Raw genomic sequence first — 26,427 nt, forward strand, 5'->3', positions numbered from 1 at the left:
GGAGACCATATGGATGTCATCAAATCTCTGCTTGAACAGCAGCCGCTCATGGCGCTGTTCCTTACTATCGCGATCGGCTATTTGATCGGGGAAATCAACATCAAGGGTTTTTCGCTCGGCGTGGGCGCGGTGCTGTTCGTCGCGCTCGCCGTGGGATGGTTCGCGCCCAAATCCGCGCCTGCACCGATGGTCGGCACGTTGGGTCTCGCGCTTTTTCTCTACGCAGTGGGTGTGCAATACGGCAAGCAGTTCTTTCTCGGCCTCAAGAGTTCGAACGGCCGAAAGGCTAACCTCATGGCCTTGATTGGCGTGTTGCTTTCGGGCGCGGTGAGCCTGCTTTTCATGAGGACGCACGAACTCAGCATCGGCCACGCTCTGGGCCTGTTCGCCGGTTCGGGCACGAGCACGCCGACCCTGCAGGCGGCCATTGCTAGACTTTCCAGCGACGATCCCGCGGTTGGCTATTCGGTGGCTTATCCGTTTGGTGTGGCTGGTCCCATCTTGTGCCTGTACATCGTGTTCATGGCGCTGAAACCGAAGATCCAGTCCAACGCCGGTGGCAGGATGGAGGTGCGCGAGATTACGTTGCACGACTCGGAGTTTGCCGGAAAGACAGTCAGCGAACTCTCCGCCACACTTCCGGCGAGCGTGCGGATCGTCGCACTCAGACGGGCACATCATAACGAACCGGTGTCACCCGAAGCGGTGCTCGCGGAAGACGACGTACTGCTCATGGTTGGGCCGAACAAGGAGATGCTCGATCAGGCGGGGCTTGCGGTCGGCGAGCCCGATCCGGGACGTTTTGCCAAGGACCGGCGGGATCTCGACTACATCCGTGTTTTTGCGTCTCGCGCGACAGTTGTTGGCCACGCGCTGGGCGAAATCACAATACCCACTACGCGGGCGTCGATCGTGGCTCACGTCCGCCGCGGCGATGCCGATCTGCTGCCAGGTCCCGACCTCGTGCTCGAGTCGGGCGATCGGGTCGGGCTGCTCGCCCATCGCGACGACTTCAAACCGGTGCGCCAGTTCTTCGGCGACTCGATCAAGGCGACCGCCGAATTCAGCTATATCTCAATTGGACTGGGTATGGCGATCGGCTTTTTGCTGGGCGCTATCGTCATTCCGCTTCCCGGCATGGGCAAGGTCTCCCTCGGGCTTTCAGGTGTACTGATCGCAGCGCTCGTGCTCGGCAATTACCGGAGGACCGGGCCGCTTAACTGGACAATTCCCTTGTCCGCCAACATCGTGTTGCGCAACCTTGGTCTCACGTTGTTTCTTGCGCAGGTTGGCATGACTTCAGGACCGAAGTTCGCCGCGACGGTGTCGCAAACGGGGCTGACGATGCTGGGCCTCGGTGCGATCGTGCTGCTGACACTCGTTGTGCCGATTCTTATCCTCGGTCTGTTCGTCTTCAAGATGCCGTACGACGAGGTTGCGGGGATTGTCGCCGGCGCATGTGGCAATCCCGCGATTCTCGCCTACGCAAACAAGCTCGCGCCAACGGACGCGCCCGATATTGGCTACGCAATGATCTTTCCTGGCATGACGATCATCAAGATACTTGTGGTCAACGTCGTGCCAGCGTTTTTTGGAGGGTGACCGCACGTCGCGACGGGTACGCCCTGAAACATAAACGCTCGCAACAGAAGGTTGATTGACACGATCCAGTTTCGCAGGAGCCAGCTATGGAAGCACACGCCAGGTACGAACGATTGTTGGAGTACTGCAAGGCATTGCCGCCGCTGCCGGTTGCCGTCGCGCATCCGTGCGATGCCAGTTCGCTTGGCGGTGCGATCGAGGCGGCAGGGATGGGCCTCATTGCGCCGATTCTCGTGGGTCCCCGCGCGCGTATCGAGGCGGTGGCAGCAGAGCACGGCATTGTGATCGACGGCTTCGAGGTGGTCGAGGCGCCGTTCAGTGAAGCGGCGGCGGAGGCTGCAGTAGGGCTCGTGCGCGAGGGCCGCGCAGAGGCGCTCATGAAGGGTAGCCTCCACACCGACGAGTTGATGGCGGCCGTCGTGAAGCGCGAAGCGGGGATGCGTACCGCGCGGCGAATCAGCCACTGCTTCGTGATGGACGTGCCCGGCCACGAACAGGCGCTGATCATTACGGACGCGGCGATCAATATCGCGCCCACGCTCGAGGACAAGGTTCATATCGTGCAAAACGCCATCGATCTCGCGCACGCGTTGATGGTCGACGAAGTCCGGGTAGCGATACTCTCGGCAATGGAGACGATCAATCCGAAGGTGCCGTCGACGATCGAAGCCGCAGCCATCTGCAAGATGGTGGACCGGCGCCAGATCACGGGCGCGCTGGTGGACGGGCCGCTTGCGCTCGACAATGCAATCGATATCCAGGCCGCGACCGTCAAGCAGATTGACTCGCCAGTGGCGGGGCGCGCCAACGTGCTGGTGGTGCCGGACCTCGAAGCAGGCAATATGCTGGCCAAGAGCCTGTCGTTTCTAGCAGGGGCGGACGCTGCCGGCATCGTTCTCGGCGCGCGCGTTCCAATCATTCTTACCAGCCGCGCAGATTCGGTCCTGAGCCGCCTCGCGTCGTGCGCGGTTGCCGTGCTCGTCGCGCGCGCGCGACGTGAGAACGCCAAGATAATGGGGTGAGGCCATGGCGGATGTCGTCCTTGTTCTGAACGCTGGCTCGTCTAGCGTCAAGTTCTGCGCGTTCGATGCAAGCGGCGAGTCCGGGCGTGCGTTGCTGCATGGGCAGGTCGAAGGGCTCAATACGACACCGCGCCTGACGGCGACCGACGACACGGGGCACATCACAAAAAAGGAATGGAGCGATGGTCAAGAGGTCGGGCATGAAGGCGCGATAGCCGCGATAGGCGAGTTCCTCATCGAGCATCGCGGAGGGCACAAACTTGTGGCTGTGGGGCATCGTGTCGTGCATGGCGGTCAGGAGTTCGACGCTCCCGTGCTCGTCACGCCAACGGTAATCAAACAGCTCGAGAACTTGATACCGCTTGCGCCGCTGCATCAGCCCCATAACCTGAAGGCGATCGAGATCGTCGCGCGACGGCGCCCCGACGTCGTGCAGGTAGCCTGCTTCGACACGGCTTTCCACCGCAGACAGCCTGAAGTGGCCCAGGCGTATGCGCTGCCGGCCGATATCACATCGCGCGGCGTCCGGCGCTACGGGTTTCACGGCCTTTCGTACGAGTACATTGCAAGCGTGTTGCCGCAGTTCGACGCACGTGCTGCGTCAGGTCGGACGGTGGTGGCGCACCTGGGCAATGGCGCGAGCATGTGCGCGATGGTCGACGCTCAGAGCGTAGCGAGCACGATGGGATTCACCGCCGTCGACGGGCTGCCGATGGGCACACGCTGCGGCAATCTCGATCCTGGCATCCTGCTGTATCTGATCGACGCGCTGAAGATGGATGCGCGGTCAATCGAGGATCTCATCTATCGGCGCTCGGGTTTGCTGGGGGTCTCCGGCGTGTCGAGCGACATGCGCGAACTGCTGGCAAGCGCTGATCCTCACGCGGACTTCGCCGTCGAGCTCTACACGTACCGCATCGCGCGAGAACTCGGATCGCTCGCGGCCGCAATGGGCGGAATTGATGCGCTCGTCTTCACCGGAGGGATTGGTGAGCATGCCTTACCGATCCGTGAGCGTGTGATGCAGCGCTCGGCGTGGCTCGGATTCGAACTCGACGATGCCGCCAACGCAAGCGGCGGCCCGCGCATCAGTCGCCCCTCCAGCGCGGCGAGCGCATGGGTCATTCCGACCAACGAGGAATTGATGATCGCGCGCCACACGCGGGCCGTTGCCGCACGAAACTAGCGCTAGCCGTCGAACGTGGCTGCCGGGTTCAGCCAGACCGTGGCCGGAGACAACAGTCCTGACGGATCCCGACATGAACGTCGTTCGCCCGCTTAAACGCGACTTTGGCAGACCCGATCACGGCTGGCGACGGCGCGTGTATGCCATCGTAGTCGACGCCGAGACGGATGCCGCACGCCGCTTCAATGCCGCGATGCTGTCGGCGATCATACTCAGCGTCGCCGTCGTCATGCTGGACAGCGTCGAGGCCGTTCGTGCCCGCGAGCTGCTGGTGCTCAATATTCTTGAGTGGTTCTTTACGCTGCTGTTCACCGCCGAATACGTCGTCCGGCTCCTGTGCGTAGAGCGTCCGTTGCGTTACGCGTTTAGCTTCTTCGGCATCATCGACTTCGTATCGATCCTGCCAACCTATCTGGGTGTGCTTCTGCCGGGCTTCCATGTCCTGGTCGATGTCAGGTTGTTGCGTTTGCTGCGCATCTTCCGGATCGTGAAGTTGCCTCTCTACTTCAACGAGTCCCAGGTTCTCTGGCGCGGACTCGTCAGGAGCCGGCACAGGATCATGGTATTCCTTGGTGTCGTGCTGATTCTGATCGTGGTGCTCGGCACGGTCATGTATCTTGTCGAGGGACCATCGAACGGGTTCACCAGCATCCCGGTCAGCATGTACTGGGCGGTGGTCACGATGACCACCACAGGCTACGGTGACATCCATCCGAAGACGCCGCTCGGGCAATTCGTCACGTCGCTGGCCATCCTGCTCGGGTACGGCGTCATCGCCTTCCCCGCGGCGATGGTGGGTGCCGAAGCGGCGACGTCGATGCGGCAATCGCAGCGGCCTTCGCGCACCTGTTCACGATGCCATACCGAAGGTCACGACCCGGATGCGGCGTATTGCAGGCACTGTGGCGAACCGCTTGGCTCTATTGATGATCAATAGTGGGGTCGCGGACCGCGAGGAGCCTCACGACCAGCCATTCTTCGTTGTGATCGTAGCCGCGTTCGACCACGCCTCTGTTGCCTCGATGGTGCCGGGGGCTCGTTCGTCCTTCGTTTTACTCAATCGGCGACTCACTGACGCATTCACTGAAACCGCATTTGCGAATATAGTTGATTTATCAACTTGGTGCGCAAACGCTTACGCAAGGACACATTGTCGCATGGCGTCGTCTGCAGCACCGCAGATCGAAGCAGGTGCGACAGATGGGTTTTTGGCGAGTTCGGGCGGGTTGGGTAATGGTATGCGTGTGTCTCGCGTTTGGGATGCCCGCTGTGCAGGCTCAGCCGTCACTAGCGCCGGACTCGCGCCCGGTCGTCAGCGCACCAAGCCTTGGTAGTGCACCCAGCGAGGACGCAGAACTGCCACTTGTTGGTCTAAACGAACAGATCATCCACATTCCGGTCGCCGGCGACGCTTCCCTCCAAACCACGATTTACAAGCCGGACGGCCCAGGGCCATTCCCGTTAATCGTTTTCAACCACGGGAAGATAAAAGGGGATCCACGCATGCAAGCGCGCAGCGAACCGCTGCCGTTTGCGCGCGAATTTGTGCGCCGCGGCTACGTAGTCGTAGCGCCGAACCGGCGCGGGTTCGCGCAATCGGGTGGCACCTACGGGAAATATGAATGCGACGTCGAGCGCAACGGGGCAGCACAGGCGGAAGACGTCGCAGCGACGGTTGCCTTTATGTCGAGGCAGCCATACGTGGACGCGCAGCATATGGTCGTGGCCGGTGTTTCGCACGGCGGCCTCGCGACGATTGCATACGGCGCGCAAGCCGCTCCCGGGGTGCGGGGCCTGATCAACTTCTCCGGCGGCCTTCGGCAGGACGCCTGCTCCGACTGGCAGGGAAACTTGACGCGAGCCTTCGGCGCATATGGCGAGAAGGAGACCAAAGTACCTTCACTATGGCTGTACGGCCAGAACGATTCGGTCTTCCCGCCAGGCCTCGGTGTGAGAATGTACGACCGGTATGTTGCAGGTGGCGCGGCCGCGACGATGGTTGACCTGGGCGTCTACAAGAATGACGCTCATCGCATGCTCGGGGACCGCAACGGGGTGTTCGTGTGGTGGTCGCCCGTCGAAGGATTCCTCAGGCAGGTCGGCATGCCGACGCGCGTACGGTACCGCATTGCGCAGCCGGATCAGCCGAAAGCGTCCGGCTATGCGCCTATTGAATCGGTCGACGCCGTTCCGTTCCTCGATCGGGCCGGACGGGAAGGGTATCGCACGTTTCTAGAGCAGTATCCGGGCCGTGCGTTCGCCATCTCCACAACAGGCGCATGGTCGTGGGCGGAGGGAGGAGACGATCCGAAGTCCGTTGCCCTCGCGAATTGCCAAAAGCAAAGTCCCGATCAGTGCAGGCTCTATGCGGTTGATCAAGCGGTCGTCTGGCGGGATTGACGCCGCTGCGTCGAACGACAGGCGCGGCGAGAGCACTGTCTCTTTTCGCCGGATCATCCACGGGCCAGCGCTGTCCATCTGCCGGCACAGCCAGGCTTCCCCTTTGTAGATTGCTAACGTGTCTGCGCACTTCGGGTGCCGTAGCCCTCGTCTGCTGAACTGACAAATGACGCGAAACAGGCAGGGAGTGGCTGACCGTTGCCTGGAACGTCCCAATCTTCCTTGCGATCAAGCCCGGACTCCCCGCCGCATCCCCGTCGCGCGCCCCTTTGAAATGGCGTTTTCCCTTCACAGGTCGGCGAGAGGGAGGGCGATTCACGGGTTTGCCGTGCACCCTCGATTCAATGTGTCCCGAATTTTCCGGGGTATGCGCGACCCGGAGTCGCATACAAAAACCTTACACATTGGAATATAGTGGACATATCAACTAAACGGTCGTGCGAAAATCCCGGCGGCGTGGTGGAAAGTGTGGCGCGGCGTCGCCACTTCGGCTCGCCGCCTGTCGCGTAGATATGGACATATTGCGGGCGATCAGGGTTGCGGAGTTGTGAATATTAGTAAGGATGCCTATGCAAATAAATGCCCCTCGCCTCACCCATGTCAATGTCAAAAGCGCGGACCGCCCGGTTGTGCGGGGTTCGCAAGATTACGCCTTCTGCCTGGAAAGAGAAATTCATGAATCAGTCCTCTAGTTCCGGCCGTGCCTGGTTAGTCCTGGGCGGCACACTCATAGCACAGCTAGTGCTCGGCTCCATCTACACGTGGAGCCTCTTTAACCAGCCGCTCGTCAGCGAGTTCGGATGGCCCCTCGGCAAGGTCGCTCTGACCTTCGCATTCACCACTGTCTTTCTTGCAATCGGCGCTTCCTGTTCCGGCTGGCTTGAACGCAAGATCGGCATCCGCAAAAGCCTGATTGGTTCCGCGATTCTCCTGGCCCTTGGCCTGGCACTGGCCGACCAGGCCGAAAGCCTCACGACGCTGTACCTGACCGCTGGCGTGATGGTTGGCTTCGCCAACGGCGTGGGCTACATGATGACGCTCACTAACATGATCCGCTGGATGCCTGAGCGCAAGGGGCTGATTTCCGGCCTGTCGATCAGCGCGTATGGCCTGGGCAGCTTCGTCTTCAAGTACATCAACGTCGCACTCCTGGCCCATTTCGGTCTGGACGGCTCGTTCACGTACTGGGGCTTGATTGTTGCGCTTTGCCTGCTCGTGGCGTCTCCGATGCTCTCAAGCGCCCCGGCCCTGGAGGCAAAGCAGGGGGTCACCGGTTACAGCCTGCGTGAAGCACTTAGCAAGCCCCAGGCATGGCTCATCTTCCTCGTGCTCTTCACCACCTGCATGGGCGGTCTCTATTCCATCAGCATCGCAACGGACGTGGGTTTGCGCCTGGTCCACCTGACGCGCCCCGAAGCCGTCGAAGCCGTCTCGATCATGGCACTGGCGAACATCGCAGGGCGTCTGATTCTTGGCCCGGGCTCCGACCGTGTCGGCCGTAAGCCTGTGATCGCCTTCGCGCTGATCCTGATGCTGCTCGGTGTGTCCACGCTCCTGTTTGTGCCGCTGACCAAGGTTGTGTTCCTGCTCGCCATGGGCGCCATCACGTTCAGCTTCGGTGGCTGCCTGACGGTCTACCCGGCACTCGTTGGTGACTACTTCGGCGTGAAGAACGTCACCCAGATCTACGGCCTCATTTATCAGGGCTTTGGTCTGAGCGCGCTCACCGGCGCCGTCATCGGTCTCGTCGGTGGCGACATGCAAACGACCTTCTTCGCGATCGTCGGACTGTGTGTGGCCTCGCTCATCATCATGTTGGCGATCCGTGCCCCGGCAAAGCTCCCGGTGCTTGCCAGGGCGACTACTCCCGCCTGAGCCAGTCGCCGCCTGCTCCAGTCAGCCGAGGTGAAGCCTCGTCCGGCTGGTGCGATGTGAAAAGGTCTCTCCGCCGCACAGGCGAAGAAAAGAGACCGTCGACCAGAGCGACGGTCTGCAACATCCCCCTGAGACTCTGGACCAATTCGTAGGTATCGAAGCCATGAGTTCGCAACAACCCCTCGTTCTCGTCGTCAACAGCGGTTCCTCCTCCGTGAAATTCCGGCTCCTTCCGGCTGACGGCGGTCCTTCGCTGCTCGCCGGGATCGCGGAGTCGCTGGGCACAAGCGGCCCAGCACGCCTGGTGCTGCGCAAGGGCGAGGAGCGGCACGTCGAGGAGTTGCCAGGAAACTGCCACATGAATGCGCTCCGGGCGATCTTTTCGCACGTCGAGCGCAACGGCTGGCTTCATCGCGTCGCCGCGGTGGGCCACCGCGTGGTGCATGGCGGTGAGCGCTTCTCCCAGTCGGTGCGTGTCACGCCCGAGGTGATTGCGGATATCGAGGCGGTGTCGGCGCTCGCGCCTCTGCACAATGCCGCCAACCTGATGGGCATCCGCTCATGCAGCGAACTCTTCCCCACGATCCCGCAGGTTGCCGTGTTCGATACGGCGTTTCACCAGAGCATGCCGGCTGAGGCTTACACGTACGCCATCCCGTCCCGCTTCTATCGCGAGCACGGCATCCGGCGCTACGGTTTTCATGGCACGTCGTTCCGGTACGTATCCGAGCGCGCGGCCGAACTGCTCGCGCTCGATCCGAAGGATCACGGCGTGGTGGTGGCGCACCTCGGTAACGGGGCGTCGGTGTGTGCGGTCCGTAATGGCGAGAGCTGCGACACCTCGATGGGGCTCACGCCGCTCGAGGGGCTCGTCATGGGCACGCGCGCGGGCGATCTTGATGTGGGCGCGGCCGCTCACATGGCACGCGTGGCCGGGCTGGACCTGGCCGGTGTCGAAAGCCTGCTGAACCGGGAATCCGGGCTCCTCGGTCTGTCGGAGCTCTCGAGCGACTGCCGCACGATCCAGCTTGCCGCGGATGGCGGTGACGACCGCGCAGCGCTTGCGCTCGACGTCTTTGTACATCGCCTGGCACGTTACATCGGCGCGCTCGCCACGTCACTGCATCGTTTCGATGCGCTCGTCTTTACGGGCGGCATTGGCGAGAACTCGGCGCGCGTGCGGGAAATGACGCTCAAGCATCTTGGCGTGTTTGGCTTCGCGCTCGACGCACAAGCGAACGAGCGCATGGCCGGCGGCGCCTTCGGTCGCATCGACAGTGGCATGGGCCCCCAGGCCTGGGTGATCCCCACCGACGAGGAAGGACTGATTGCGCGTGACGCGGTCCGCCTCGCGGGCCTCGATGTGCCGCAGCGCCTCGCGGCCTGATTTCGAAATATTGCCGGAGTGCAGGCAAGGTCGGAGACACAAAGCAGACCGGTCAAATGAATGACGGGTCTTATTGAGGAAATTCAGGTGCGGCATGGGCCGCGCCAGTGAACCATGGAGTTGTGTAATGAACGTCGTCTCTAATGTTGAATTCAAGGCTGATCCCTGGGCAGATTTCGTCGAGGGTACGTGGCAATCCAGCGTGGATGTGCGCAGCTTCATTCAGAGCAACTACACGGCGTACGAGGGGGACGGGTCGTTCCTCGCGGGCCCCACGGCGCGTACGACGGCACTGTGGGAAAAGCTCGCGGTCCTGCTCAAGGCCGAACGCGAAAAGGGTGTCCTTGACGTGTCGGCGGACCGCGCATCGTCGATTACGGCGCATGGGCCGGGCTATATCGATGAGGATAACGAGATCATCGTGGGTCTGCAGACCGATGCGCCCCTGAAGCGCGCGATCATGCCCAATGGCGGCCTGCGCATGGTCGAAGCGGGTCTGGAGGCCTATGGTTTCAAGATCTCTCCGGTAGTCAGCGAGATCTGGACGCTTTACCGCAAGAGTCACAACCAGGGCGTCTTCGACGTTTATTCGCCGGATGTGCTGGCCGCCCGCAAGTCCGGTGTCATCACCGGCCTGCCGGATGCCTACGGCCGTGGCCGGATTATCGGCGACTATCGCCGGGTGGCACTGTATGGCGTCGACGCGCTCAAGCGCGACCGCCAGCGTGCCTACCACGAACTCGACGACGCAGTCTTCGACGAGAAGACGATGCGCACGCGCGAAGAGCTCTCGGAGCAGTTCCGCGCACTGGAAGAACTCAAGGAGATGGCAGCGAGCTACGGCTACGACATCTCGCGTCCGGCGCTCACGGCGCGCGAGGCGGTCCAGTGGCTCTACTTCGGCTATCTCGCCGCGGTCAAGGAGCAGAACGGGGCGGCCATGTCGATTGGCCGTATCTCGACCTTCCTCGACATCTACATCCAGCGTGACATGGAACGCGGTCTGCTGACCGAAGAGGCAGTCCAGGAGCTGTTCGACGACCTGGTCATCAAGCTTCGGATCGTGCGCTTCCTGCGCACGCCCGACTACGACCAGCTGTTCTCGGGTGACCCGACCTGGGTGACCGAGGCCATCGGTGGCATGGGCGAAGACGGTCGTACGCTCGTGACCCGCTCGAGCTTCCGCGTCCTGCAGACGCTGTTCAATCTCGGACCGGCACCCGAGCCCAACCTCACGGTGCTGTGGTCTGAAAAGCTGCCGCAAGGATTCAAGGACTACTGCGCCGAAGTTTCGATCCAGACGTCGGCGATCCAGTACGAAAACGATGACGTCATGCGTCCGCGCTGGGGCGATGACTACGGCATCGCGTGCTGTGTGTCGGCCATGCGCATCGGCAAGCAGATGCAGTTCTTTGGCGCGCGTGCGAACCTGGCCAAGACGCTGCTCTATGCGATCAATGGTGGCGTGGACGAGGTGACCGGTCGGGTCGTCGCCGAGGGCTTCGAGCCGCTCAAGGGCGATGTGCTGGACTACGACGAGGTGCTTGCGAAGCTCGACCCGATGATGGACTGGCTCGCGAAGACCTATGTCAAGGCCCTGAACGCGATCCACTACATGCACGACAAGTATGCGTACGAGCGCATCGAGATGGCGCTGCATGACCGCGACATCCTGCGCACGATGGCGTGCGGCATTGCGGGTCTGTCGGTTGCCGCCGACAGTCTGTCCGCGATCCGCCATGCGAAGGTCAAGGTGGCACGCAACAACGCGGGCCTTGCGGTCGACTTCGTGATTGAAGGCGAGTATCCAGCGTATGGCAACAACGACGACCGTGTCGACCAGATCGCTGTCTGGCTGACCGAGACGTTCATGAAGAAGGTTGCGTCGCAGCCGTACTTCTATCGCGATTCGGTGCCCACGCAGTCCGTGCTCACGATCACGTCGAACGTGGTGTACGGCAAGAAGACGGGCAACACGCCTGACGGCCGTCGCGCAGGTGAGCCGTTTGCACCGGGTGCCAACCCCATGAACGGTCGGGACACGAAGGGCTTTGTCGCGGCGGGCGCGTCGGTCGCGAAGCTGCCCTATGAGGCCGCACTCGATGGCATTTCGTGGACGGCATCGGCCACGCCCGACGCGCTTGGGCGCCGTGCGGACGAGCGCAGACGCAATCTCGCGAACTGCCTCGACGGGTTCGCGCATGCGAAGGGCCATCACGTCAACGTGAACGTGTTCAACCGCGACACCCTGGTCGATGCGATGGAGCATCCGGAAAAGTACCCACAGCTGACCATCCGGGTCTCCGGTTATGCGGTGAACTTCGTCAAGCTCACGCGCGAGCAGCAGCTCGATGTGATCTCGCGTACGTTCCACGCGTCGATGTAAGTCCGTTGTAGCCCCTGAGCCGGTCTGGTCAATCCCGGGCCGGCTCTCTGAACACAAGGAAAGTTTCAGCCATGTTCCCGAGCCTCAACACCTCCACGACGATCCACCGCGAACCGGCACCGCGCAAGGTGCTGGCGAAGGTCGGTCGCCCGCGGGGTTTGCTCCATTCAGTCGAGACGGGCGCCGCCGCGGACGGCCCGGGCGTGCGCTTTGTCTACTTTTTTGCTGGATGTCCCCTGCGCTGCGCCTACTGCCACAACCCTGACACGTGGCGCTTCGAGGCCGGACGTCCGGTCACGATCGACGAGGCGATTGAAGAGATTCGCCCGTATGTGAAATTCCTGCGCCTGACCGGAGGCGTGACGATCTCCGGTGGTGAGCCGCTCGCCCAGCGTGCCTTCGTAGGCGAACTGCTCAAGCGCATCCACGACGAGTTTGGGCTGCACACGGCACTGGACACGCAAGGCTACCTTGGCGCCAATGTGAGCGACGAGTGGCTTGAAGCGGTGGACCTGGTGCTGCTCGATATCAAGCATATCGACCCGACCCACTACCGTGAGCTCACGGGCGTGGAACTCGCGCCGACGCTCGCCTTCGCGCGGCGTCTGGCCAAACTGAACAAGTCCGTGTGGATCCGCTACGTGCTGGTTCCCGGCCTCACGGACGACCCCGGGCACATTGCACGGCTCGGCGATTTTCTTCTCGAACTCGGGCCGATCGTCAAGCGCGTCGACGTGCTCCCGTTTCATCAGCTCGGCGCGCACAAATGGAAAAGCCTGAACCTGGACTACAAGCTGGATCGTGTCATCCCGCCCTCCGCGGCGCAGGTGGCCGATGTGGTCCGGCTGTTGCGCGTGCGGGGCCTGCCCGCCGAGTAATGCAAGTCACGCCAGCAACGCAGGCAATACGAGAAAATCTCATGAACAATGCCCCCCGAATCTTCTACCTTGTCCCGGTTTCACGCGATGCCGGTCTTACCTCGATGGCACTTGGACTCGTGCGCGCGCTGCAACTCGGTGGCGTTCGCGCAGGCTTCGTGAAGCCCGTTGCACAGCCGGAGTCGATTCCGGGAGAGCGCGACCTCTCAGCACATTTTGCGCGCGCCCTGTGCGGCACCCGAACGCCGGAATCGCTCGACTATACGAGCGCGATCGAGCGCGTTCGAGCGGGCGAACTGGCGGGGCTCATGGAAGACGTGGTGTCGATCGTCGACACTGCGAGCGAGGGCAATCAGGTCCTCGTGGTCGAAGGCCTGATCCCGGACGTCGACTTTCAGATTGCGACGCGGCTGAACATCGAGATCGTTCGTACGCTCAGCGCTGAATTGATTCCCGTGTTTTCGGCGCGCGCGCGTGATATAGCGGACCTGGGCGCTGTCGCGTCCGGGGCTGCCGAACAGTACGGTGATGGGGGACGGCGCCCGCTTGCAGGCGTGCTCGTGAACCATGCGCGCGAACCGGACAGCAAGTCAGTGCACGGGGTGCTCGACGTGCTTGGCGACGGCACGCCTGTTCTCGCGTCGGTGCCAACCGCGCAGCGTCTGTTTTCCCCGCGCGTGATCGACGTCGCCTGTGGCCTGAATTTGCGCGTCGTGCGTGCGGGCGCGGCAGCAACGGCCAGAGTGGACAACGTGCTCGTCGCGGCGAGTTCGCCGGAGCAACTGCTCCCTCGCTTACGCCCGGGCACGTTGGTCGTCGCGTCGGCCGACCGCACCGACGCGATCATCGCGGTGGCGCTGGCAGCGCATCGCGGCATGCCCCTCGCGGGCCTGCTCCTCACCGGCGGAGGCATGCTGTCCGCGGACATGGCGGCGCTGTTCAAGGGCCGGCCGCTTGACCGGTTGGCTGTTCTCGCCGCGGACGACGATATGTTTTCAGTCGCGGCGCGCCTCGCGAACCTGTCGAGTCACGTCAATCGAGGTGACACGGAGCGCATGGAGCAGGTGGTCGACTATATCGCCGGGCGCATCGTGGCCGAGCCGCTCGTAGCGCGTCTGGATGTGCCGGGGATGCCGCTGATGCCCCCTCCGGTATTCCGCACGCGCCTCGTCCAGTCGGCGCGTGCCGCCCGCCGGCGCATCGTGCTGCCCGAGGGGGAGGAGCCGCGTACGATTCAGGCGGCCGCCCAGTGTGTGGCCCGCGGCATTGCGAAATGCGTGCTGCTGGGAGCGCCGGAGGCGATTCGCGCCGTCGCCGCAGGTCACGGGATCGAGCTGCCCAACGGCGTTCAGATCATCGACCCGGAGGACGTGCGCGAGCGCTACGTCGCGCCGATGGTAGCGTTGCGGCGCGCCAAGGGGCTGACGGAACACAAGGCCCGCCTGGAGCTCGAAGACAACGTCGTGCTGGGCACGATGATGCTCGCCGAGGGCGACGTCGACGGGCTGGTTTCCGGTGCGATACACACGACCGCCAACACTGTGCGCCCCGCACTGCAGCTGATTCGCACGGTACCGGGCTCACGGCTGGTTTCAAGCGTGTTCTTCATGCTGATGCCAGACCAGGTCCTGGTCTACGGCGACTGCGCGATCAATCCGGACCCGAACGCAGAGGAGCTTGCCGAGATCGCCATCCAGTCCGCGGAGAGTGCGCGAGCATTTGGCATCGACCCGCGTGTTGCGATGATCTCCTATTCGACCGGCACGTCCGGCTCCGGCGTCGACGTCGACAAGGTCAAGGCGGCGACGGAAATCGTACGCCGGCTGCGCCCGGACCTCGTGGTGGACGGGCCGATCCAGTACGACGCGGCCTCCGTCGAGAGTGTGGCGCGCCAGAAGGCGCCCCATAGCCCGCTCGCCGGTCGCGCCAACGTCTTTGTGTTTCCTGACCTCAACACGGGGAACACCACGTACAAGGCGGTCCAGCGTTCGGCGAATGTCGTCTCCGTCGGGCCGATGCTCCAGGGGCTGCGCAAGCCGGTCAACGACCTCTCACGCGGCGCGCTCGTGGATGACATCGTCTACACGATTGCGATTACCGCAGTTCAGGCGGGATCGGCGACTGCCACGGAGCGCAGGCGTGAAGCTGTCCTGTGTTTGACAGACGAACCCGGCGCCGGCGGCGAACCGCCCGTCGCGATTCTCGCGCCGCGCGTACCTGCGAGCAGGGCGTCATCTGGTGAATCCGGTGCCTGGCCGTCTTCATCGGTCTAAACCATGGAGGGACCCGTTCCGCTACCGGGCGCTCACTGAGCCCTCGGCGGGCGGGGAGGGTGGTTGCAACTCACTCTGGAGTACAGAGTAACTGGAGGTGAAAATGACTGGCGAGCACTATGTCGCCACGCTCGAAGAGCGGGTCCTCGATCTCATGTCCGACGGCGACGGATGGACCGTAAAGCTGCTGGCGCGCGCGCTAGACGTCAGCCAGCTGAGGGTCAGGATCAGGCTGCGTGCCCTGGTTGCCGCCAGCGAAGTCCATGTCGTTCAAACAGCCGGCCGCGGGAGTGCTCGAACCTTCAAATACGGCCCCCCGCCGTCAAACGTCGTCGCCCCGCGCACCCGAAAAAATCGGTCGACGGCGAATCCCAGGCGGTGGCGCTGGCCGGAACTGGATCCGCTGCTCGACCAGGTGATTCGCGCGATGGTTCGGCGACCGGGATAGGCGTGATCTCGACCGGTCTGTAGATCGACGCGATCCTCCCGCGATTGGAGTAACCGCGAAAATCCTCGTTGCCAGCCTTCCTGGCAGGACTCCCGCCGCGGTATCACATTGGGCCGGCGAAGGTACGGAAACTAGCTAGACACGCGACGCCAGAAGTCTGAGGCCGGCAAATCCGAATACTACCGCCAGACATCCTTCCAGGGCGCGACGGGTCCGCCCGTATATCCTGCGAGCTGAGTCCGTCGAAAACAGCACTGCATAACCGCCGAACACCAGACATCCAATAGCCGCACAGCCTGCAATGAGAGCGCTATGAGAAGTTCCCGTGCTGTTCGACGATAGAGCAACAATCGAAACCCACACGAGGATCGCTTTTGGATTGGTGAGATGGAGCATCACGCCGCGGGAGTAGATGCTCGTCAACGTCGGTGTTCGCTCCGCCTTCAGTGCGGATGCCGCTGCTGACGCAAGCGCACTGCGTCCGGATTTGAAGGCTAGCCACAAGAGATATAGACCACCAAAAATCTTGACTGCAATGATGAATTGCGAATAGGCGATCAGGGCAGCGGAGACGCCTAGCGTTGCCACCGTCGCCCAAAACATCGAGCCGGAAATGACACCGAGTGCGAACATCAACGCCGCTTTCCGGCCGTGACTGGCGGCTATGGACATAATCGCAAGGTTGCTTGGCCCGGGACTCGCGGTGCCGACGAAATACGCTGCGTAAGCAAGCAGCAGGTTTGTCGAGAAGTAGGCGTTTGCGGCCATGTTTTGGCTCCAGCAATGAACGATCGTCCGATCATCGGGCTTTGGCGAAACGGGCGGAAGTGGCAATGTTGCCATCTTTCGAGGAATATCAGACATGCGGTGCCAGTGTTGGTCGAACGAAAAATTCTCAGTCCGACCTGTTTCTTCGAAAGCCCGTGTTTCGCAAGCGGACCCGGAGCCAACCCAAACGGCAGATCAACCCGAACATCATCGTACTGACCAGCACGATTACGTAGAGAAGCGCTCCGATGCATGTGCGTCGGGGCGCTTCGCACTTTGATCAGGCGCGCAAAGGCCTTAACCCCGTGCGCACTTCGTTCGCGAAGATCATCGGTTCTTCCCATGCTGCAAAATGCCCGCCTGTTTCGGGCCTGTTGAAGTAAATCAGGTTGTGATAGGCCTTTTCGGTCCAGCTCTTCGGCGCCTGGTAGTTTTCACCCGGAAACGCGCTCACAGCGGCAGGCACGTTCACGTCGGCGGCGAGGAAGAAATTCGCGTGCGACTCCCAATAGAAGCGCGCCGCCGAGATGCCGGTGTTGGTCAGCCAGTAGAGCGTGATGTCGTCTAGTACGTCGTCTCGCGTCAACGCGCCTGCTGAATGACCGTTGACGGGATGACCGAGCACCGCTGCGCTCAACGCCGCCGCGGGCTGGCCGTAGCCGTCGCCGTGGTCGAGCAGCCAGGAAGCCAGCGCGACGGGCGAGTCGGCGAGTCCATACAGCGTCTGCGGGCGCGTACCCATTTCGAAAGCGTAGCCGCGCTTTTTCTTGAAGTTGGCGCTCAACTGGTCATACGCATGCTTCTCATCGTCCGATAAACCGGCAGGCATCGGGTCGCCCGCTGCCAGCGACTTCAGAATCTCCGCGGGAACAGCCGCAGGGAAGTTCACATGAATGCCGATCAGTTCGGGGGGCGCCTGTTTGGCCATGATGTTCGTGACAATCCCGCCGAGATCGCCGCCCTGCGAAGCAAAGCGCTCATAGCCGAGGCGTTTCATCAATGTGACCCACGCGCGCGCGGTGCGCTCCGGCCCCCAGCCCGTCGTGGTCGGTCTCGCCGAGAATCCATAACCGGGCAATGATGGAATCACGAGATGAAAGGCATCCGACGCCGGTGCGCCGTACGCGGTCGGATTGACGAGCGGGTCGATGATCTTGAACTGTTCGATGACCGAGCCGGGCCAGCCGTGGGTCACGATCAACGGCATCGCGTTTTCGTGCTTCGAGCGCACATGGATGAAATGGATATCGAGTCCGTCGATCTCAGTGATGAACTGCGGATACGAATTCAGCCGCGCTTCGCATTTGCGCCAGTCGTAGCCGGTTGCCCAATATTGCGCGAGGCCCTGAATGGTGGCGAGTTGAATGCCCTGTGATTCATCGGGCACCGTCTCGCGATCGGGCCAGCGTGTGGCCTTGATGCGGCGCCGCATGTCGGTAAGCTGCGACTCGGGGACGTGAACGCGGAACGGCCGGATCGCCGTCTTGTCGCCGTTCGCGGGTTCAGCGATCTTGCCGATTGCCTGGCTCGATTGCGCGAAGGCGAGCCGGCTCAGCGAGCCTGCCGCGAGCGCCGCGGCGGCCACGCCGACAAAGTGCCGGCGCGATGAGGATTGGGGCGTGTCTGTTGACATGGGTCGGTCTCCTGCCTTCGGTCAGCGTGTTGCGTTGCGCGTGAAGTCTGCGATGTGCAACTTCACGAAGTCGTACATGCTCATGGGTTTGCGGCCCGTGAGTTCGAACAGGTCGTTCGTCATGCGGTCGTATCGTCCCTGTACGTGGAGATCGGCCATTACGACCAGATGCCTGACGACATGATCGGGAATGCCGAGTTCGCGCAATTTGTCCGACCACGGCGCGACAGGCACATTCCGGTAACGGATGGGCCGGCCGAGCGCGTCCGAAAAGACGCGCGCGGCATTCTCGAGATCCGTCGACTCGAGGCCCGTCAGGTTATAGATCTTGCCAATATGCGGCGCCGGGTTCTCGAGAATCACCGATACCGCATTCGCGACGTCAACCGCAGAAATGGGCGACGTTTTGCTATTGCCAAGCGGCAGTGCAAGTTCGTCGTTGTCGCGCACGCCGGTTGCGCCGAGCGTCAGGAAGAAGCTTTCGAGAAACGCCGTCGGCCGCACTGTGACGACGGGCAGACCAGACCACTGCAAGACCTGTTCGGCAAGCCAGTGCAGCTTGTGCTGTGGGCTGTCGGTCGTCTCCGTGATGCTCATCTCCGTGACTGTCATCTGCGACATGTTCACGATGGCTTCGACGCCGTGATGACGCGCCACAGCAGCAAAATTGACGGTTGCTTCGAGATACGCCGCGGAGACGGACATGCCGAAATAGATACGCGAGCAGCCTTCGATCGCGCGGTGCATCGAGGCGAGATCGGTCAGATCGCCGACCACGACTTCGGCGCCAAGGCGGCGCAACTCGTTCGTACGATCGTCGTCCTGGCGGACCAGCGCCCGCACTTTGTAGCCCTTCGCGAGCAATGACGTTGTCACGTTGCGGCCGATTCCACCAATCGCGCCTCCGGCACCCGTCACGAGAATGGGCCCTTCATGGGCAGGTTTCGTTGTCATATCACTTACCTTTTAAAGGAGAGAATTCACTATTTATGTATGCATATACACACTTCTATTTGAGAATGTGCGCGTGCATACGTCAATCAAAGCGCTGATCAGGGCATCATTCGCGTGCGTCTTGCAAAAAGCCGAGCATTGTCTGCGTAACCATTTCGGGCTGCTCCTCCTGGACAAAGTGGCCGCTGTTCTCAATGTCGACAGCGCTCATATTGACCGCCTTATCTCCGACGACCTTTTTCATCCACTTGTATGCGGGACCGCCCATCACGAGGACGGGCATTTGCAGCTGGCCATAATTCCTGTTGTCGCTGATGTCCTGAGGGAAGGCCTGATACCACGCGTTGCCTGCGCGGATCGCGGCGGCGCTGTTATAGGCGTGCTCATACACGGCGCGGTCGCGCATGTCGACTGCTTTCTCATTCACAAGAAAGTAATGGAAGAGCCAGTCCTGTTCAAGCCGGACCCGGCCTGCGAGCAACTGCTCCGGCAAACCGCTGACCTGATTGAATGCAAACCACCACAGGTTCGGGCGCGCCGAGCCCAGCCTGTCACCGTATGCGCCATTGGCGGGTAGAAGCGGAAACGTCTGCAGGCTATCGTCGGGATGCGGAAACTCCATCATCACCAGCTTGTCGGTGGCTTCCGGATAGTTCTCCGCGTAGGCGAACGCCACAGCCGAGCCGATGTCATGTCCCGCGATCGCAACCTTGTCGTATCCAAGCGATTGCGTCAGTTCATGGATATCGGCGGCCATCGTTTTCTTGTCATAGCCGTCAGCGGGTTTCGACGACGCGCCCATGCCGCGCAGATCCACCACGATCACGGTGTAATGTCCGGCGAGCGCCGGCATGATCTTGTGGAAGGTCCACCACGTTTCGGGCCAGCCGGGCAGCAACACGAGTGGCTCGCCTTTGCCGCCGACCACATAGTGCAGCCGTACGCCATTCACGTTTGCGTAGCCATTCCGGAATCCGGGCAGCGACTTCACCAGCGTACCGTCCGAGATGTCGGTCCTGGCGGCCACGGGTTTGCGCACATGCGTTGTGACCGGCGCATCCGTCGCGGACGTCTGCGTATAGCCGGGCGAGGCGGCCGCCATCAGCGCCGCAATCACGATGCTTGCGCAGCCGGTCCTGATCATTGCTTTCAAGGCAAATCCTCCTTTGATAGAAGGGCAATTCAAAGTCGCAGGTCATGCAGCCAAGGTGCGCAGATCGTCGGAACTCTGGTCGTTGACGACCATGGGGTGCGAAGCGCGTTCGTGAACATGCGCGGTCGGCGTGCGGTCGATCATCAGACTCAGCAATTCGGGGCGGTTGTAGTGGCCGGCCGAGTCCATCAGCATCTTGCGGCGGTCGATTTGCGTGAAGTCGAGATCGACGATCACTTCGCCTTCACCCGAGCGAAGCGGCTCGGCCATCAGCATGCCGTCAGGGGCGACGATCGTGGTGAAGCAGCCGCCCGAGATCGGGCCGATTCCACAACCGGTATCTTTCATGATTTGCGCCTGCTGGTCCGCGTCCAGCCACGCCGTTGCATTGACGACGAACGCCGCGGATTCGAGCGCATGCTGGCGGATGTTGATTTCCATGCGCTGGGCAAAGCCCTCGCCAAAAGCGGAACCCGGGTACATCGCCGAATGGATCTGTTCGCCGTCGGCGATCATCGCGTAGCGGGCGAGCGGGTTGTTGTGCTCGAAGCATGCGAGCTGGCCGATGCGGCCGACTGCGCTGTCGACTGCACGCAAGCCCGAGCCATCGCCCTGGCCCCAGATCATGCGTTCGAAATGCGTCGGCGTGATCTTGCGGCGGCGCTGGATCAGCGTACCGTCGGCATCAAAGAGCAGTTGTGTGTTGTAGAGCGTGCCGCCATCGCGCTCATTGACACCAATGGACACGACCATGCCGGCCTTGCGCGCGGCTTCGCCAATCGCGTCGGTAGCAGCGGACGGCACTGTCACAGCCTGTTCGAGCAGGCGCAAATGTTCGGTGCCCGAAAGAAGCTCGATGCCCGACTGGACGGCTGCAAAGTAAGGGTAATAAGGCACGACCGTTTCGGGGAAGGTGGCGAACTGCACGCCTTTCTGACCGAGTTCGTGGATCTTCTGCACGACCTTGGCGACGGTTGCTTCACGGCTGTAGAGCACCGGGCTGAACTGGACGGCGGCGGCTTTGACGACTTTCATGAAAAACTCCTTGATGATGGGTAGGGGTACCAGGCATTGTTCGATCTTGCATATGCAACATCGAACGAGAAACTTCAGACCATGCGCAACGGCAATTTGCGCGCGATATTCATGAGCTCATGGGCGCCGTCTTCGCTGAGGAGGCGCGTTGCGTGGCTCTGTGCCGCCGACCACGCGCTCGCGGCGTTTTTGAGCAACGCGTTGCCTTCGTGCGTGAGCGAGAGCGGGCGGCTTCGACCATCGCTTGCCGGGACGCCCTCGGCAACCCAGCCCTGCGCGATCAGCGGCTGCAGATTCCTTGTCAGCGTCGAGCGCTCGTGATGGCTTCGTCGGCCCAGATCGGAGCGGCTAATCGGCCCGAACTCCGCGATCAGCACAAGCAATGAGAACTGAGGCGCCACGATGCCGAACGGACGTAATGCGTCGTCATAGATGGAAGTCAAGACGCGGGAGATCTGCCGGGCGCGCGTCACCAGACAATTGCGCGCGATCTGGCTGCTCAGCGGTTCATCCGCAGTGCGGTCCGGTTCAACGGTTCCGTTCGACTCGTGTTGCATATGCACTATCTCGGTAAGCCCAGCTTTGCGGTGCGGCGTCTTGCTCGCGATGGGCGTATTTGAGCGGACGAACGTATCGCGCTTGTGTCCGAAAGTTGGTTGTGTGTATGCGTGCGTATCCCTGGCTGTTGCAGATACGTTGAGATACAAAAGGACAGTGCGGGGAAAGAGGGAGGGAGTGACGACGGCTGCGTCGCGATGATCTCGCGAGGCCTCAGTTGCCGTTTCGGCCTGACTCGGCTTCTATATTCTCCGCCGTGGCGCGCGAGAATCGCATTTGATATTCACTCGGTGACAAACCGGTCTTGCGCTTGAACAATTGCCGAAATGTGCTGATATCGCCATAACCGACCCGCTGACTCACCGCCTCGAGCCCAATTGGACGCGTTTCCAGCAGCCTTTTGGCGACCTCGATGCGCAGATTCTGCAGATACGTCAGCGGTGCGAGCCCGACGGCCTCCTTGAAACGGCGATTGAGCGTGCGTTCGCTGACAGCAAGCGACGCCGCCAGATCGCTCAACCGGAATCCCTGCTGCAACGTCGCCTCCATCTGCCGCTGCGCGCGCGCGACGAGCGTGTCGGTGTGCCCATGTTCGTCGAGCAGCGTTGCAAAGGAAGCCTGCGATGTCCGGTTCATGTCGATCAACAGCGCCTTCGCGGTCATTGCGGCGAGTTCATCGCCGGCGAAGGTTTCGACGAGCCGAACCGCGAGATTCAGATACGACGTCACGGAACCGCCCGAGATGATGCCGTCTTGCGCGATCAGCACTTCCTGTGCGCGAACTTCTACACGTGGATAGCGGCGCGCGAAGTCCGCGGCTCTCGCCCAGTGCGTCGTTGCGGCGCGGCCGTCCAGCAGGCCGGCCTCAGCGAGCAGGTAGTTGGCGGTGCAGTACGCCGCCAGCACGGCACCTGCCTTGCGTTGACGCCGCAATGCGGAAGATAGCGCGTTCAACTGCTCGCGGCGCCCGATGAACGCGTCGATGTTCGAGAAAAAAGGTGCCGTCAGCAGAACGGCGTCCGCCCGTTTGCGCGGGTCGATCTTGCCGTCGACGTGAATGATCTGGCCCGACGCAGCCGTGACGGGTTGTCCGTCGAGAGATTCCACGCGCCATGCAAACACGGGCGCGGATGTCGTGCCCGGCGCAGCCTTGCGCGCATGGAACTGATTGGCCGCGCTGAAGACGTCAACCGGGCCCGCGACGCCGGACGCGAGGATGCCGTCATAGACCCAGATCCGGACGATGGCCATTATGTGTCTGAAATTCCCTGAATAATGGCGATGCTGCCACTTCCGGCCGCACGAGTAAACCCCGATCATCGCCACATCCAATGACCTGGAAGCAGGAGCAGCACCATGCCAATGATCGATGCACTGTGGCCCGAAGACGCCTTGACGCCCGAAGCCGAAGCCGTTCTGATCAACGAACTCACCGACATTTTGATCAAGGCCGAAGGCTATGATCCGGCCAATCCGATCGCACGCGCCGTGACCGTGCTTCACCTTCATCGCCCGGCGGCCATCTACGTCGGCGGCGAGCGTACGCAGGCCAAACGCTACCGGATCATCCCGTCCGCGCCCGAAGGGCAATACACCGATGAATCGCGCCGCGCGCTGGTCAAAGCCGTGACCGAAGCGGTCTCCCGTGCCGAGAACCGGCCGTTCGACGAAGTCGCTCCGCGCGTCTGGGTCTTCCCGACCGAGATCCCGGACGGCACGTGGGGCAGCCGCGGGGCGATCTATACGCTGCCCGACATTCATGCGCTCTTAGCTGGCGAAGCCGAACGAGTCGAAGGCGAAGAACGCCTCGCGCGGCGCCGCCGCGAAAAGGCGCGCATCACCCTCGAAGCCGCGCTCGATGCCGCTAGCGCAGGCATGACGAGCAAACCGTAACTGGAGCGCCTGGCATGAAATTCAACGACACAGCCCCCGTCCTGGCGCCCGCAGGCGGTCCGCCGCTCTGGCTGACGAGGCTCGCCGAAAACGCGACGCTCGAAGCCACCGTGCTGAAGCGTCCGATCGAGGGCCGAGCCGATATTCTCTCCGTGATCAAACACGCGGTCTCGCTCTACGAATTCCAGCATCACAGCTACAAGGGCGAGATCGGCGACGGTTTGTATCTGGAATCTTATCGGTCGCAGATCCAGGGTGTGCCGATCGAAACGGTGGTCGTCGCGCATCTGAACGAACAGGGCGAGACGGATTCCGTGGTCATCAATCATCGCCCGCTCAATGCAGCGCTGCTGTTCTCGAAACGGATGTGGGAATGCGTCGATGAGCGCTTCCGCGATCGTTATCTGTCGGGACCAGAAGCCGCCGCCCTGAATACTTGATGAACCGCCTTCTTCCTGGTTTGACAACAGCCTCTGTGCTGATCGTTTTTGATGGAGTCTCCATGGCACACAACACGCCGATGCCAACCACGCCAACCACGAAGATATTGGCGATTGGTACCTTTCCGCCGGGCACGGACATGCAACGCGTCCACGACATTCTTCCGACCGAAGTTCGCGAGACGGCTCAACTCTACCTCGGGGGCAAGATTGACCAGTGGTATTCACTGCAAGACCGGGCTGGGGTGGCGTTCATCCTGAACGTTACGGACGTGAGCCAAGCCCATGACATGCTTGAGGCCCTGCCTTTGGGGAAAGCGCATTTGATGACGTTCTCGCTCCTCCCAATCGGCCCACTGAAGCCGTTGAGCAAGCTTCTGAATGCGACTTCCCCCCAGTAGTTCGCCATGGCCGTGCTCTCGTAGGGGTAGTCGACGGAGAAGGTGATCCGTTCCGTGCCGACTACCCGCGGCCTGTTAGCGCCCCGTGCTCACCAGCCTTGTCGCGAGGAAGCCTCAACCGCGGACCGCCGCAGTGACCACAATGAGAGCCGAGAAGACCAGCGCCGGAGCGAGATGCCGGAACGGCTCCCGATTTCGTAGCAACGTGAAGAGCGCGCCAATCATGATCGCACCGGCCAGCGTCAGGCCTAACACTCTGGTTTGCTGTCCACGAATAAGTGCTGCACTGAGCAACTCGAGAGCGCCACAGAGCAACCGAAACCATGCCGGGTAACCCCAGCGTGCGAAGTCGCGCCTCACCGCGCCGGGTCCTACGAGATTGACCACTCCAGCAACCGCGAACAGGACTGCTACGATCGTCGAGACAATCAATTCGAGAGATGCAGTGTCTAGCGCCATCATCATGCTCCATTGCCTTGCTGAAAGTGCTTCTGTTCAGCGAGGTCCGCAATCAGGCCGGGACCGTGGGGTTCCCACGCAAGAACTTGCCGGGCATGCTGGCCGCTTACCGTCTGGTCGAGCGCCAGGGCGTCAGCAAATAACCCAAGCGAATTGCGAGCATCGTCGAGCGGCCAACATTCGACGCGCTCGGCGCCGATCGAGGCCCGAATCGCTTCGCCCATTTCGGCAACGGCAACGGCATCTTCCGCGACCACGTTGAAGATCTGTCCCGCGACTCGACCGTCCCCGCTTGCCAAGCGCTCCACCGTGCTCAGATATGCCGTGGCGAGATCGTCGACGTGTACCGCAGGCCAGTGGTTGCGACCATCGCCGACGATTCTCACACTGCCGGACTGACGGGCCATGCCGGCAAGCATGCCGAAGATGCCCCCGCCGTAGCCGTGGACCATCGCCGGCCTGAGGATCGCCGCGGCAATCGAGCGGCGTGTTGCCAGCGCCTGCACGTGTTGCTCCACTGCGGGCCGCCAGGCGACGAGTGGTGTCGGCTTCAGCGCCGATGCTTCGGTCGCGGGCTCGCTCTCCGTATTGCCGTAGACCCAGATGCCCGACGTATAGACAAACGCTGCGCCCGGATGCAATTGCGAAAGCATCGCCTCAACCGCGGCTTCGTCAGCCGCCGCCGCGGAAGCATCGTTGGTCGACGCCATGTGCACCACGCCATCAGCGGCACCGGCAGTCGCAGCGAAAGACTGTGGTTTGCGCAAGTCGCCGCCATGCAGTTTCACGCCGAGACTGGCCAGCGCGCCCGCGGCGGCCGACTTGTCGTCGCGTACCAGCGCGGTCACCTGATGGCCGAGGCTGATTGCCTTGCGCGCGACCGCTTGCCCGATGTAGCCCGTACCACCTGTGATGAATAGTTCCATCGCGTTCTCCTCGATGATCGCCTGCGGAATGGATAAGTCAAAGTAACGAGACTAATCAGTCTCGTTTCGCAAATTTAAACGAGACTGGCCAGTCTTGTCAACTGCCTGGCGATCTGTTACAAATCGGGCATGAACACATCTTCTCTCCCCGACCTGAGCGCGCTGCAGCGCCGCAAGCGGGCCGCTATCCTCGACGGCGCGAAAGCCGTTTTTTTAAGCCAGGGTTTCGGCCTGGCAACGATGGACGATGTCGCCGCGGCTGCCGGCGTTGGCAAACAGACGGTCTACCGCCACTTCAAGTCGAAGGAGGCGCTCTTCGTTGGTCTGGTCAGCTCGATGTGCGCAGAAGTGGGAGGATTTCTTGTCAGCGCTCAGAACGAGCAATCCGATAGATCACCCGAAGTCGAGTTGCGCGAGTTGGGATGGGCGTTGGCACAAAACCTTATCACGCTGGATAACCTGCGGCTTTACCGGGCCATCGTTGCTGAGGCCGAGCGTCTTCCGGAACTCGGTCAGGTGTTTTACGAGAATGGTGCGAAGGTCGTGCGGGCCTTCGCCGCGAAAATTCTGCGAAAGCGATTTGACGAATCGACTGCTGCATTGCGGGCAGCGACATTCGTTCAGGTGGTGCTGGGCGACGCGTATCTGGAACTGTCAATTGGCTTCACGGTGCCCGATGTCGAAGCGCGCTTTGCGCTGCAGATTGACGAGGCGGTGGCGGCTGCACTTCGCTAAGGCGCGCCGCATAAG

23 protein-coding genes and 1 pseudogene are annotated in these 26,427 nt (G+C 61.9%); 15 read left to right on the plus strand and 9 right to left on the minus strand.

Translation table 11 applies throughout. The annotated features are described in order from the left end of the window. The first annotated feature begins 9 nt into the window (after positions 1–9). The 11 genes and pseudogenes from L0U83_RS24735 (at position 10) to L0U83_RS24785 (ending at position 15,457) form a co-directional block, all read left to right on the plus strand. Positions 10–1,602 carry an aspartate:alanine exchanger family transporter gene (locus tag L0U83_RS24735; protein ID WP_233886818.1) on the plus strand — a complete coding sequence of 531 codons (1,593 nt, stop codon included), beginning with the start codon at positions 10–12 and terminating at the stop codon, positions 1,600–1,602. Positions 1,603–1,688: 86 nt separating this feature from the next. Further along, on the plus strand, positions 1,689–2,624 hold the full coding sequence (locus L0U83_RS24740) for a phosphate acetyltransferase (protein ID WP_233886819.1): 936 nt from the start codon (positions 1,689–1,691) through the stop codon (positions 2,622–2,624). Positions 2,625–2,628: 4 nt separating this feature from the next. Further along, the gene (locus L0U83_RS24745; RefSeq protein ID WP_233886820.1) at positions 2,629–3,810 is read left to right on the plus strand and encodes an acetate/propionate family kinase; all 1,182 of its coding nucleotides are present in this window, start codon (positions 2,629–2,631) and stop codon (positions 3,808–3,810) included. A 73-nt stretch (positions 3,811–3,883) separates the two neighbouring features. Beyond that, a complete protein-coding gene (locus L0U83_RS24750; protein ID WP_233886821.1) occupies positions 3,884–4,747 on the plus strand; it encodes an ion transporter in 864 nt (287 codons plus the stop codon). 263 nt (positions 4,748–5,010) lie between these two features. After that, positions 5,011–6,207: pseudogene (locus L0U83_RS24755) on the plus strand (dienelactone hydrolase family protein); the annotation flags it as partial. A 678-nt stretch (positions 6,208–6,885) separates the two neighbouring features. Beyond that, positions 6,886–8,085, plus strand: a complete 1,200-nt coding sequence (locus tag L0U83_RS24760; protein WP_233886822.1) for an OFA family MFS transporter — start codon at positions 6,886–6,888, stop codon at positions 8,083–8,085. A gap of 163 nt (positions 8,086–8,248) precedes the next feature. Then, entirely contained in the window at positions 8,249–9,472 is a 1,224-nt protein-coding gene (locus L0U83_RS24765; protein ID WP_233886823.1) for an acetate/propionate family kinase, read from the plus strand. 127 nt (positions 9,473–9,599) lie between these two features. After that, positions 9,600–11,858, plus strand: coding sequence for a formate C-acetyltransferase (gene pflB / locus L0U83_RS24770; protein WP_233886824.1), 2,259 nt, complete (start codon positions 9,600–9,602; stop codon positions 11,856–11,858). A 71-nt stretch (positions 11,859–11,929) separates the two neighbouring features. Then, positions 11,930–12,736 carry a pyruvate formate-lyase-activating protein gene (gene pflA, locus L0U83_RS24775; RefSeq protein ID WP_233886825.1) on the plus strand — a complete coding sequence of 269 codons (807 nt, stop codon included), beginning with the start codon at positions 11,930–11,932 and terminating at the stop codon, positions 12,734–12,736. A 41-nt stretch (positions 12,737–12,777) separates the two neighbouring features. Beyond that, positions 12,778–15,009, plus strand: a complete 2,232-nt coding sequence (pta, locus tag L0U83_RS24780; protein ID WP_267939503.1) for a phosphate acetyltransferase — start codon at positions 12,778–12,780, stop codon at positions 15,007–15,009. A gap of 103 nt (positions 15,010–15,112) precedes the next feature. Further along, complete coding sequence (locus L0U83_RS24785) at positions 15,113–15,457, plus strand: hypothetical protein (protein WP_233886826.1); 345 nt, start codon at positions 15,113–15,115, stop codon at positions 15,455–15,457. 135 nt (positions 15,458–15,592) lie between these two features. Here L0U83_RS24785 and L0U83_RS24790 read toward each other — a convergent pair whose 3' ends face one another. From L0U83_RS24790 to L0U83_RS24820, 7 genes are all read right to left on the minus strand, one after another. After that, on the minus strand, positions 15,593–16,225 hold the full coding sequence (locus L0U83_RS24790) for a LysE family translocator (protein ID WP_233886827.1): 633 nt from the start codon (positions 16,223–16,225) through the stop codon (positions 15,593–15,595). A 280-nt stretch (positions 16,226–16,505) separates the two neighbouring features. Further along, positions 16,506–17,858 (minus strand): epoxide hydrolase family protein, encoded by a 1,353-nt coding sequence (locus L0U83_RS24795; RefSeq protein ID WP_233886828.1) that lies wholly within the window; start codon positions 17,856–17,858, stop codon positions 16,506–16,508. Between the two features lie 21 nt (positions 17,859–17,879). After that, positions 17,880–18,812, minus strand: a complete 933-nt coding sequence (locus L0U83_RS24800; RefSeq protein ID WP_233886829.1) for an NmrA family NAD(P)-binding protein — start codon at positions 18,810–18,812, stop codon at positions 17,880–17,882. A 106-nt stretch (positions 18,813–18,918) separates the two neighbouring features. Then, on the minus strand, positions 18,919–19,956 hold the full coding sequence (locus L0U83_RS24805) for an alpha/beta fold hydrolase (protein WP_233887868.1): 1,038 nt from the start codon (positions 19,954–19,956) through the stop codon (positions 18,919–18,921). A gap of 51 nt (positions 19,957–20,007) precedes the next feature. After that, positions 20,008–21,000, minus strand: a complete 993-nt coding sequence (locus tag L0U83_RS24810) for a carbon-nitrogen hydrolase family protein (RefSeq protein ID WP_233886830.1) — start codon at positions 20,998–21,000, stop codon at positions 20,008–20,010. A gap of 74 nt (positions 21,001–21,074) precedes the next feature. Then, positions 21,075–21,557: a MarR family winged helix-turn-helix transcriptional regulator gene (locus L0U83_RS24815; RefSeq protein ID WP_233886831.1), complete on the minus strand. Its 483-nt coding sequence runs from the start codon at positions 21,555–21,557 to the stop codon at positions 21,075–21,077. Between the two features lie 214 nt (positions 21,558–21,771). Further along, the gene (locus L0U83_RS24820) at positions 21,772–22,878 is read right to left on the minus strand and encodes a GlxA family transcriptional regulator (RefSeq protein ID WP_308445071.1); all 1,107 of its coding nucleotides are present in this window, start codon (positions 22,876–22,878) and stop codon (positions 21,772–21,774) included. A gap of 36 nt (positions 22,879–22,914) precedes the next feature. Here L0U83_RS24820 and L0U83_RS24825 point away from each other — a divergent pair, with 36 nt between their 5' ends. From L0U83_RS24825 to L0U83_RS24835, 3 genes are read left to right on the plus strand one after another with little or no spacing between them, the layout of a single operon-like run. Further along, positions 22,915–23,451, plus strand: a complete 537-nt coding sequence (locus L0U83_RS24825) for a tautomerase family protein (RefSeq protein WP_233886833.1) — start codon at positions 22,915–22,917, stop codon at positions 23,449–23,451. 14 nt (positions 23,452–23,465) lie between these two features. Beyond that, positions 23,466–23,891: a hypothetical protein gene (locus tag L0U83_RS24830; protein WP_233886834.1), complete on the plus strand. Its 426-nt coding sequence runs from the start codon at positions 23,466–23,468 to the stop codon at positions 23,889–23,891. Next, complete coding sequence (locus tag L0U83_RS24835) at positions 23,891–24,292, plus strand: hypothetical protein (protein ID WP_233886835.1); 402 nt, start codon at positions 23,891–23,893, stop codon at positions 24,290–24,292. The genes L0U83_RS24830 and L0U83_RS24835 overlap by 1 nt, the downstream gene beginning before the upstream one ends. 114 nt (positions 24,293–24,406) lie before the next feature. Here L0U83_RS24835 and L0U83_RS24840 read toward each other — a convergent pair whose 3' ends face one another. Together L0U83_RS24840 and L0U83_RS24845 are read right to left on the minus strand one after the other, a co-directional pair. Next, the gene (locus L0U83_RS24840) at positions 24,407–24,757 is read right to left on the minus strand and encodes a DoxX family protein (protein WP_233886836.1); all 351 of its coding nucleotides are present in this window, start codon (positions 24,755–24,757) and stop codon (positions 24,407–24,409) included. After that, positions 24,754–25,677, minus strand: coding sequence for an NAD-dependent epimerase/dehydratase family protein (locus L0U83_RS24845; RefSeq protein ID WP_233886837.1), 924 nt, complete (start codon positions 25,675–25,677; stop codon positions 24,754–24,756). Before L0U83_RS24845 ends, L0U83_RS24840 begins: the two co-directional genes overlap by 4 nt. A gap of 129 nt (positions 25,678–25,806) precedes the next feature. On the opposite strand from L0U83_RS24845, the gene L0U83_RS24850 reads away from it, so the two are divergent. Then, on the plus strand, positions 25,807–26,412 hold the full coding sequence (locus tag L0U83_RS24850) for a TetR/AcrR family transcriptional regulator (RefSeq protein WP_233886838.1): 606 nt from the start codon (positions 25,807–25,809) through the stop codon (positions 26,410–26,412). The last annotated feature ends 15 nt before the right edge of the window (positions 26,413–26,427 follow it).

It is taken from the genome of Paraburkholderia flagellata, from assembly GCF_021390645.1.
Taxonomy (GTDB): Bacteria; Pseudomonadota; Gammaproteobacteria; order Burkholderiales; family Burkholderiaceae; genus Paraburkholderia; species Paraburkholderia flagellata.

Coding starts and splice junctions, on each gene's coding strand:
- L0U83_RS24735 (WP_233886818.1), top strand. CDS start 10: ATGGATGTCATCAAATCTCTGCTTGAACAGCAGCCGCTCATGGCGCTG.
- L0U83_RS24740 (WP_233886819.1), top strand. CDS start 1,689: ATGGAAGCACACGCCAGGTACGAACGATTGTTGGAGTACTGCAAGGCA.
- L0U83_RS24745 (WP_233886820.1), top strand. CDS start 2,629: ATGGCGGATGTCGTCCTTGTTCTGAACGCTGGCTCGTCTAGCGTCAAG.
- L0U83_RS24750 (WP_233886821.1), top strand. CDS start 3,884: ATGAACGTCGTTCGCCCGCTTAAACGCGACTTTGGCAGACCCGATCAC.
- L0U83_RS24760 (WP_233886822.1), top strand. CDS start 6,886: ATGAATCAGTCCTCTAGTTCCGGCCGTGCCTGGTTAGTCCTGGGCGGC.
- L0U83_RS24765 (WP_233886823.1), top strand. CDS start 8,249: ATGAGTTCGCAACAACCCCTCGTTCTCGTCGTCAACAGCGGTTCCTCC.
- pflB (WP_233886824.1), top strand. CDS start 9,600: ATGAACGTCGTCTCTAATGTTGAATTCAAGGCTGATCCCTGGGCAGAT.
- pflA (WP_233886825.1), top strand. CDS start 11,930: ATGTTCCCGAGCCTCAACACCTCCACGACGATCCACCGCGAACCGGCA.
- pta (WP_267939503.1), top strand. CDS start 12,778: ATGAACAATGCCCCCCGAATCTTCTACCTTGTCCCGGTTTCACGCGAT.
- L0U83_RS24785 (WP_233886826.1), top strand. CDS start 15,113: ATGACTGGCGAGCACTATGTCGCCACGCTCGAAGAGCGGGTCCTCGAT.
- L0U83_RS24790 (WP_233886827.1), bottom strand. CDS start 16,225: ATGGCCGCAAACGCCTACTTCTCGACAAACCTGCTGCTTGCTTACGCA.
- L0U83_RS24795 (WP_233886828.1), bottom strand. CDS start 17,858: ATGTCAACAGACACGCCCCAATCCTCATCGCGCCGGCACTTTGTCGGC.
- L0U83_RS24800 (WP_233886829.1), bottom strand. CDS start 18,812: ATGACAACGAAACCTGCCCATGAAGGGCCCATTCTCGTGACGGGTGCC.
- L0U83_RS24805 (WP_233887868.1), bottom strand. CDS start 19,956: ATGATCAGGACCGGCTGCGCAAGCATCGTGATTGCGGCGCTGATGGCG.
- L0U83_RS24810 (WP_233886830.1), bottom strand. CDS start 21,000: ATGAAAGTCGTCAAAGCCGCCGCCGTCCAGTTCAGCCCGGTGCTCTAC.
- L0U83_RS24815 (WP_233886831.1), bottom strand. CDS start 21,557: ATGCAACACGAGTCGAACGGAACCGTTGAACCGGACCGCACTGCGGAT.
- L0U83_RS24820 (WP_308445071.1), bottom strand. CDS start 22,878: ATGATCGGGGTTTACTCGTGCGGCCGGAAGTGGCAGCATCGCCATTAT.
- L0U83_RS24825 (WP_233886833.1), top strand. CDS start 22,915: ATGCCAATGATCGATGCACTGTGGCCCGAAGACGCCTTGACGCCCGAA.
- L0U83_RS24830 (WP_233886834.1), top strand. CDS start 23,466: ATGAAATTCAACGACACAGCCCCCGTCCTGGCGCCCGCAGGCGGTCCG.
- L0U83_RS24835 (WP_233886835.1), top strand. CDS start 23,891: ATGAACCGCCTTCTTCCTGGTTTGACAACAGCCTCTGTGCTGATCGTT.
- L0U83_RS24840 (WP_233886836.1), bottom strand. CDS start 24,757: ATGATGATGGCGCTAGACACTGCATCTCTCGAATTGATTGTCTCGACG.
- L0U83_RS24845 (WP_233886837.1), bottom strand. CDS start 25,677: ATGGAACTATTCATCACAGGTGGTACGGGCTACATCGGGCAAGCGGTC.
- L0U83_RS24850 (WP_233886838.1), top strand. CDS start 25,807: ATGAACACATCTTCTCTCCCCGACCTGAGCGCGCTGCAGCGCCGCAAG.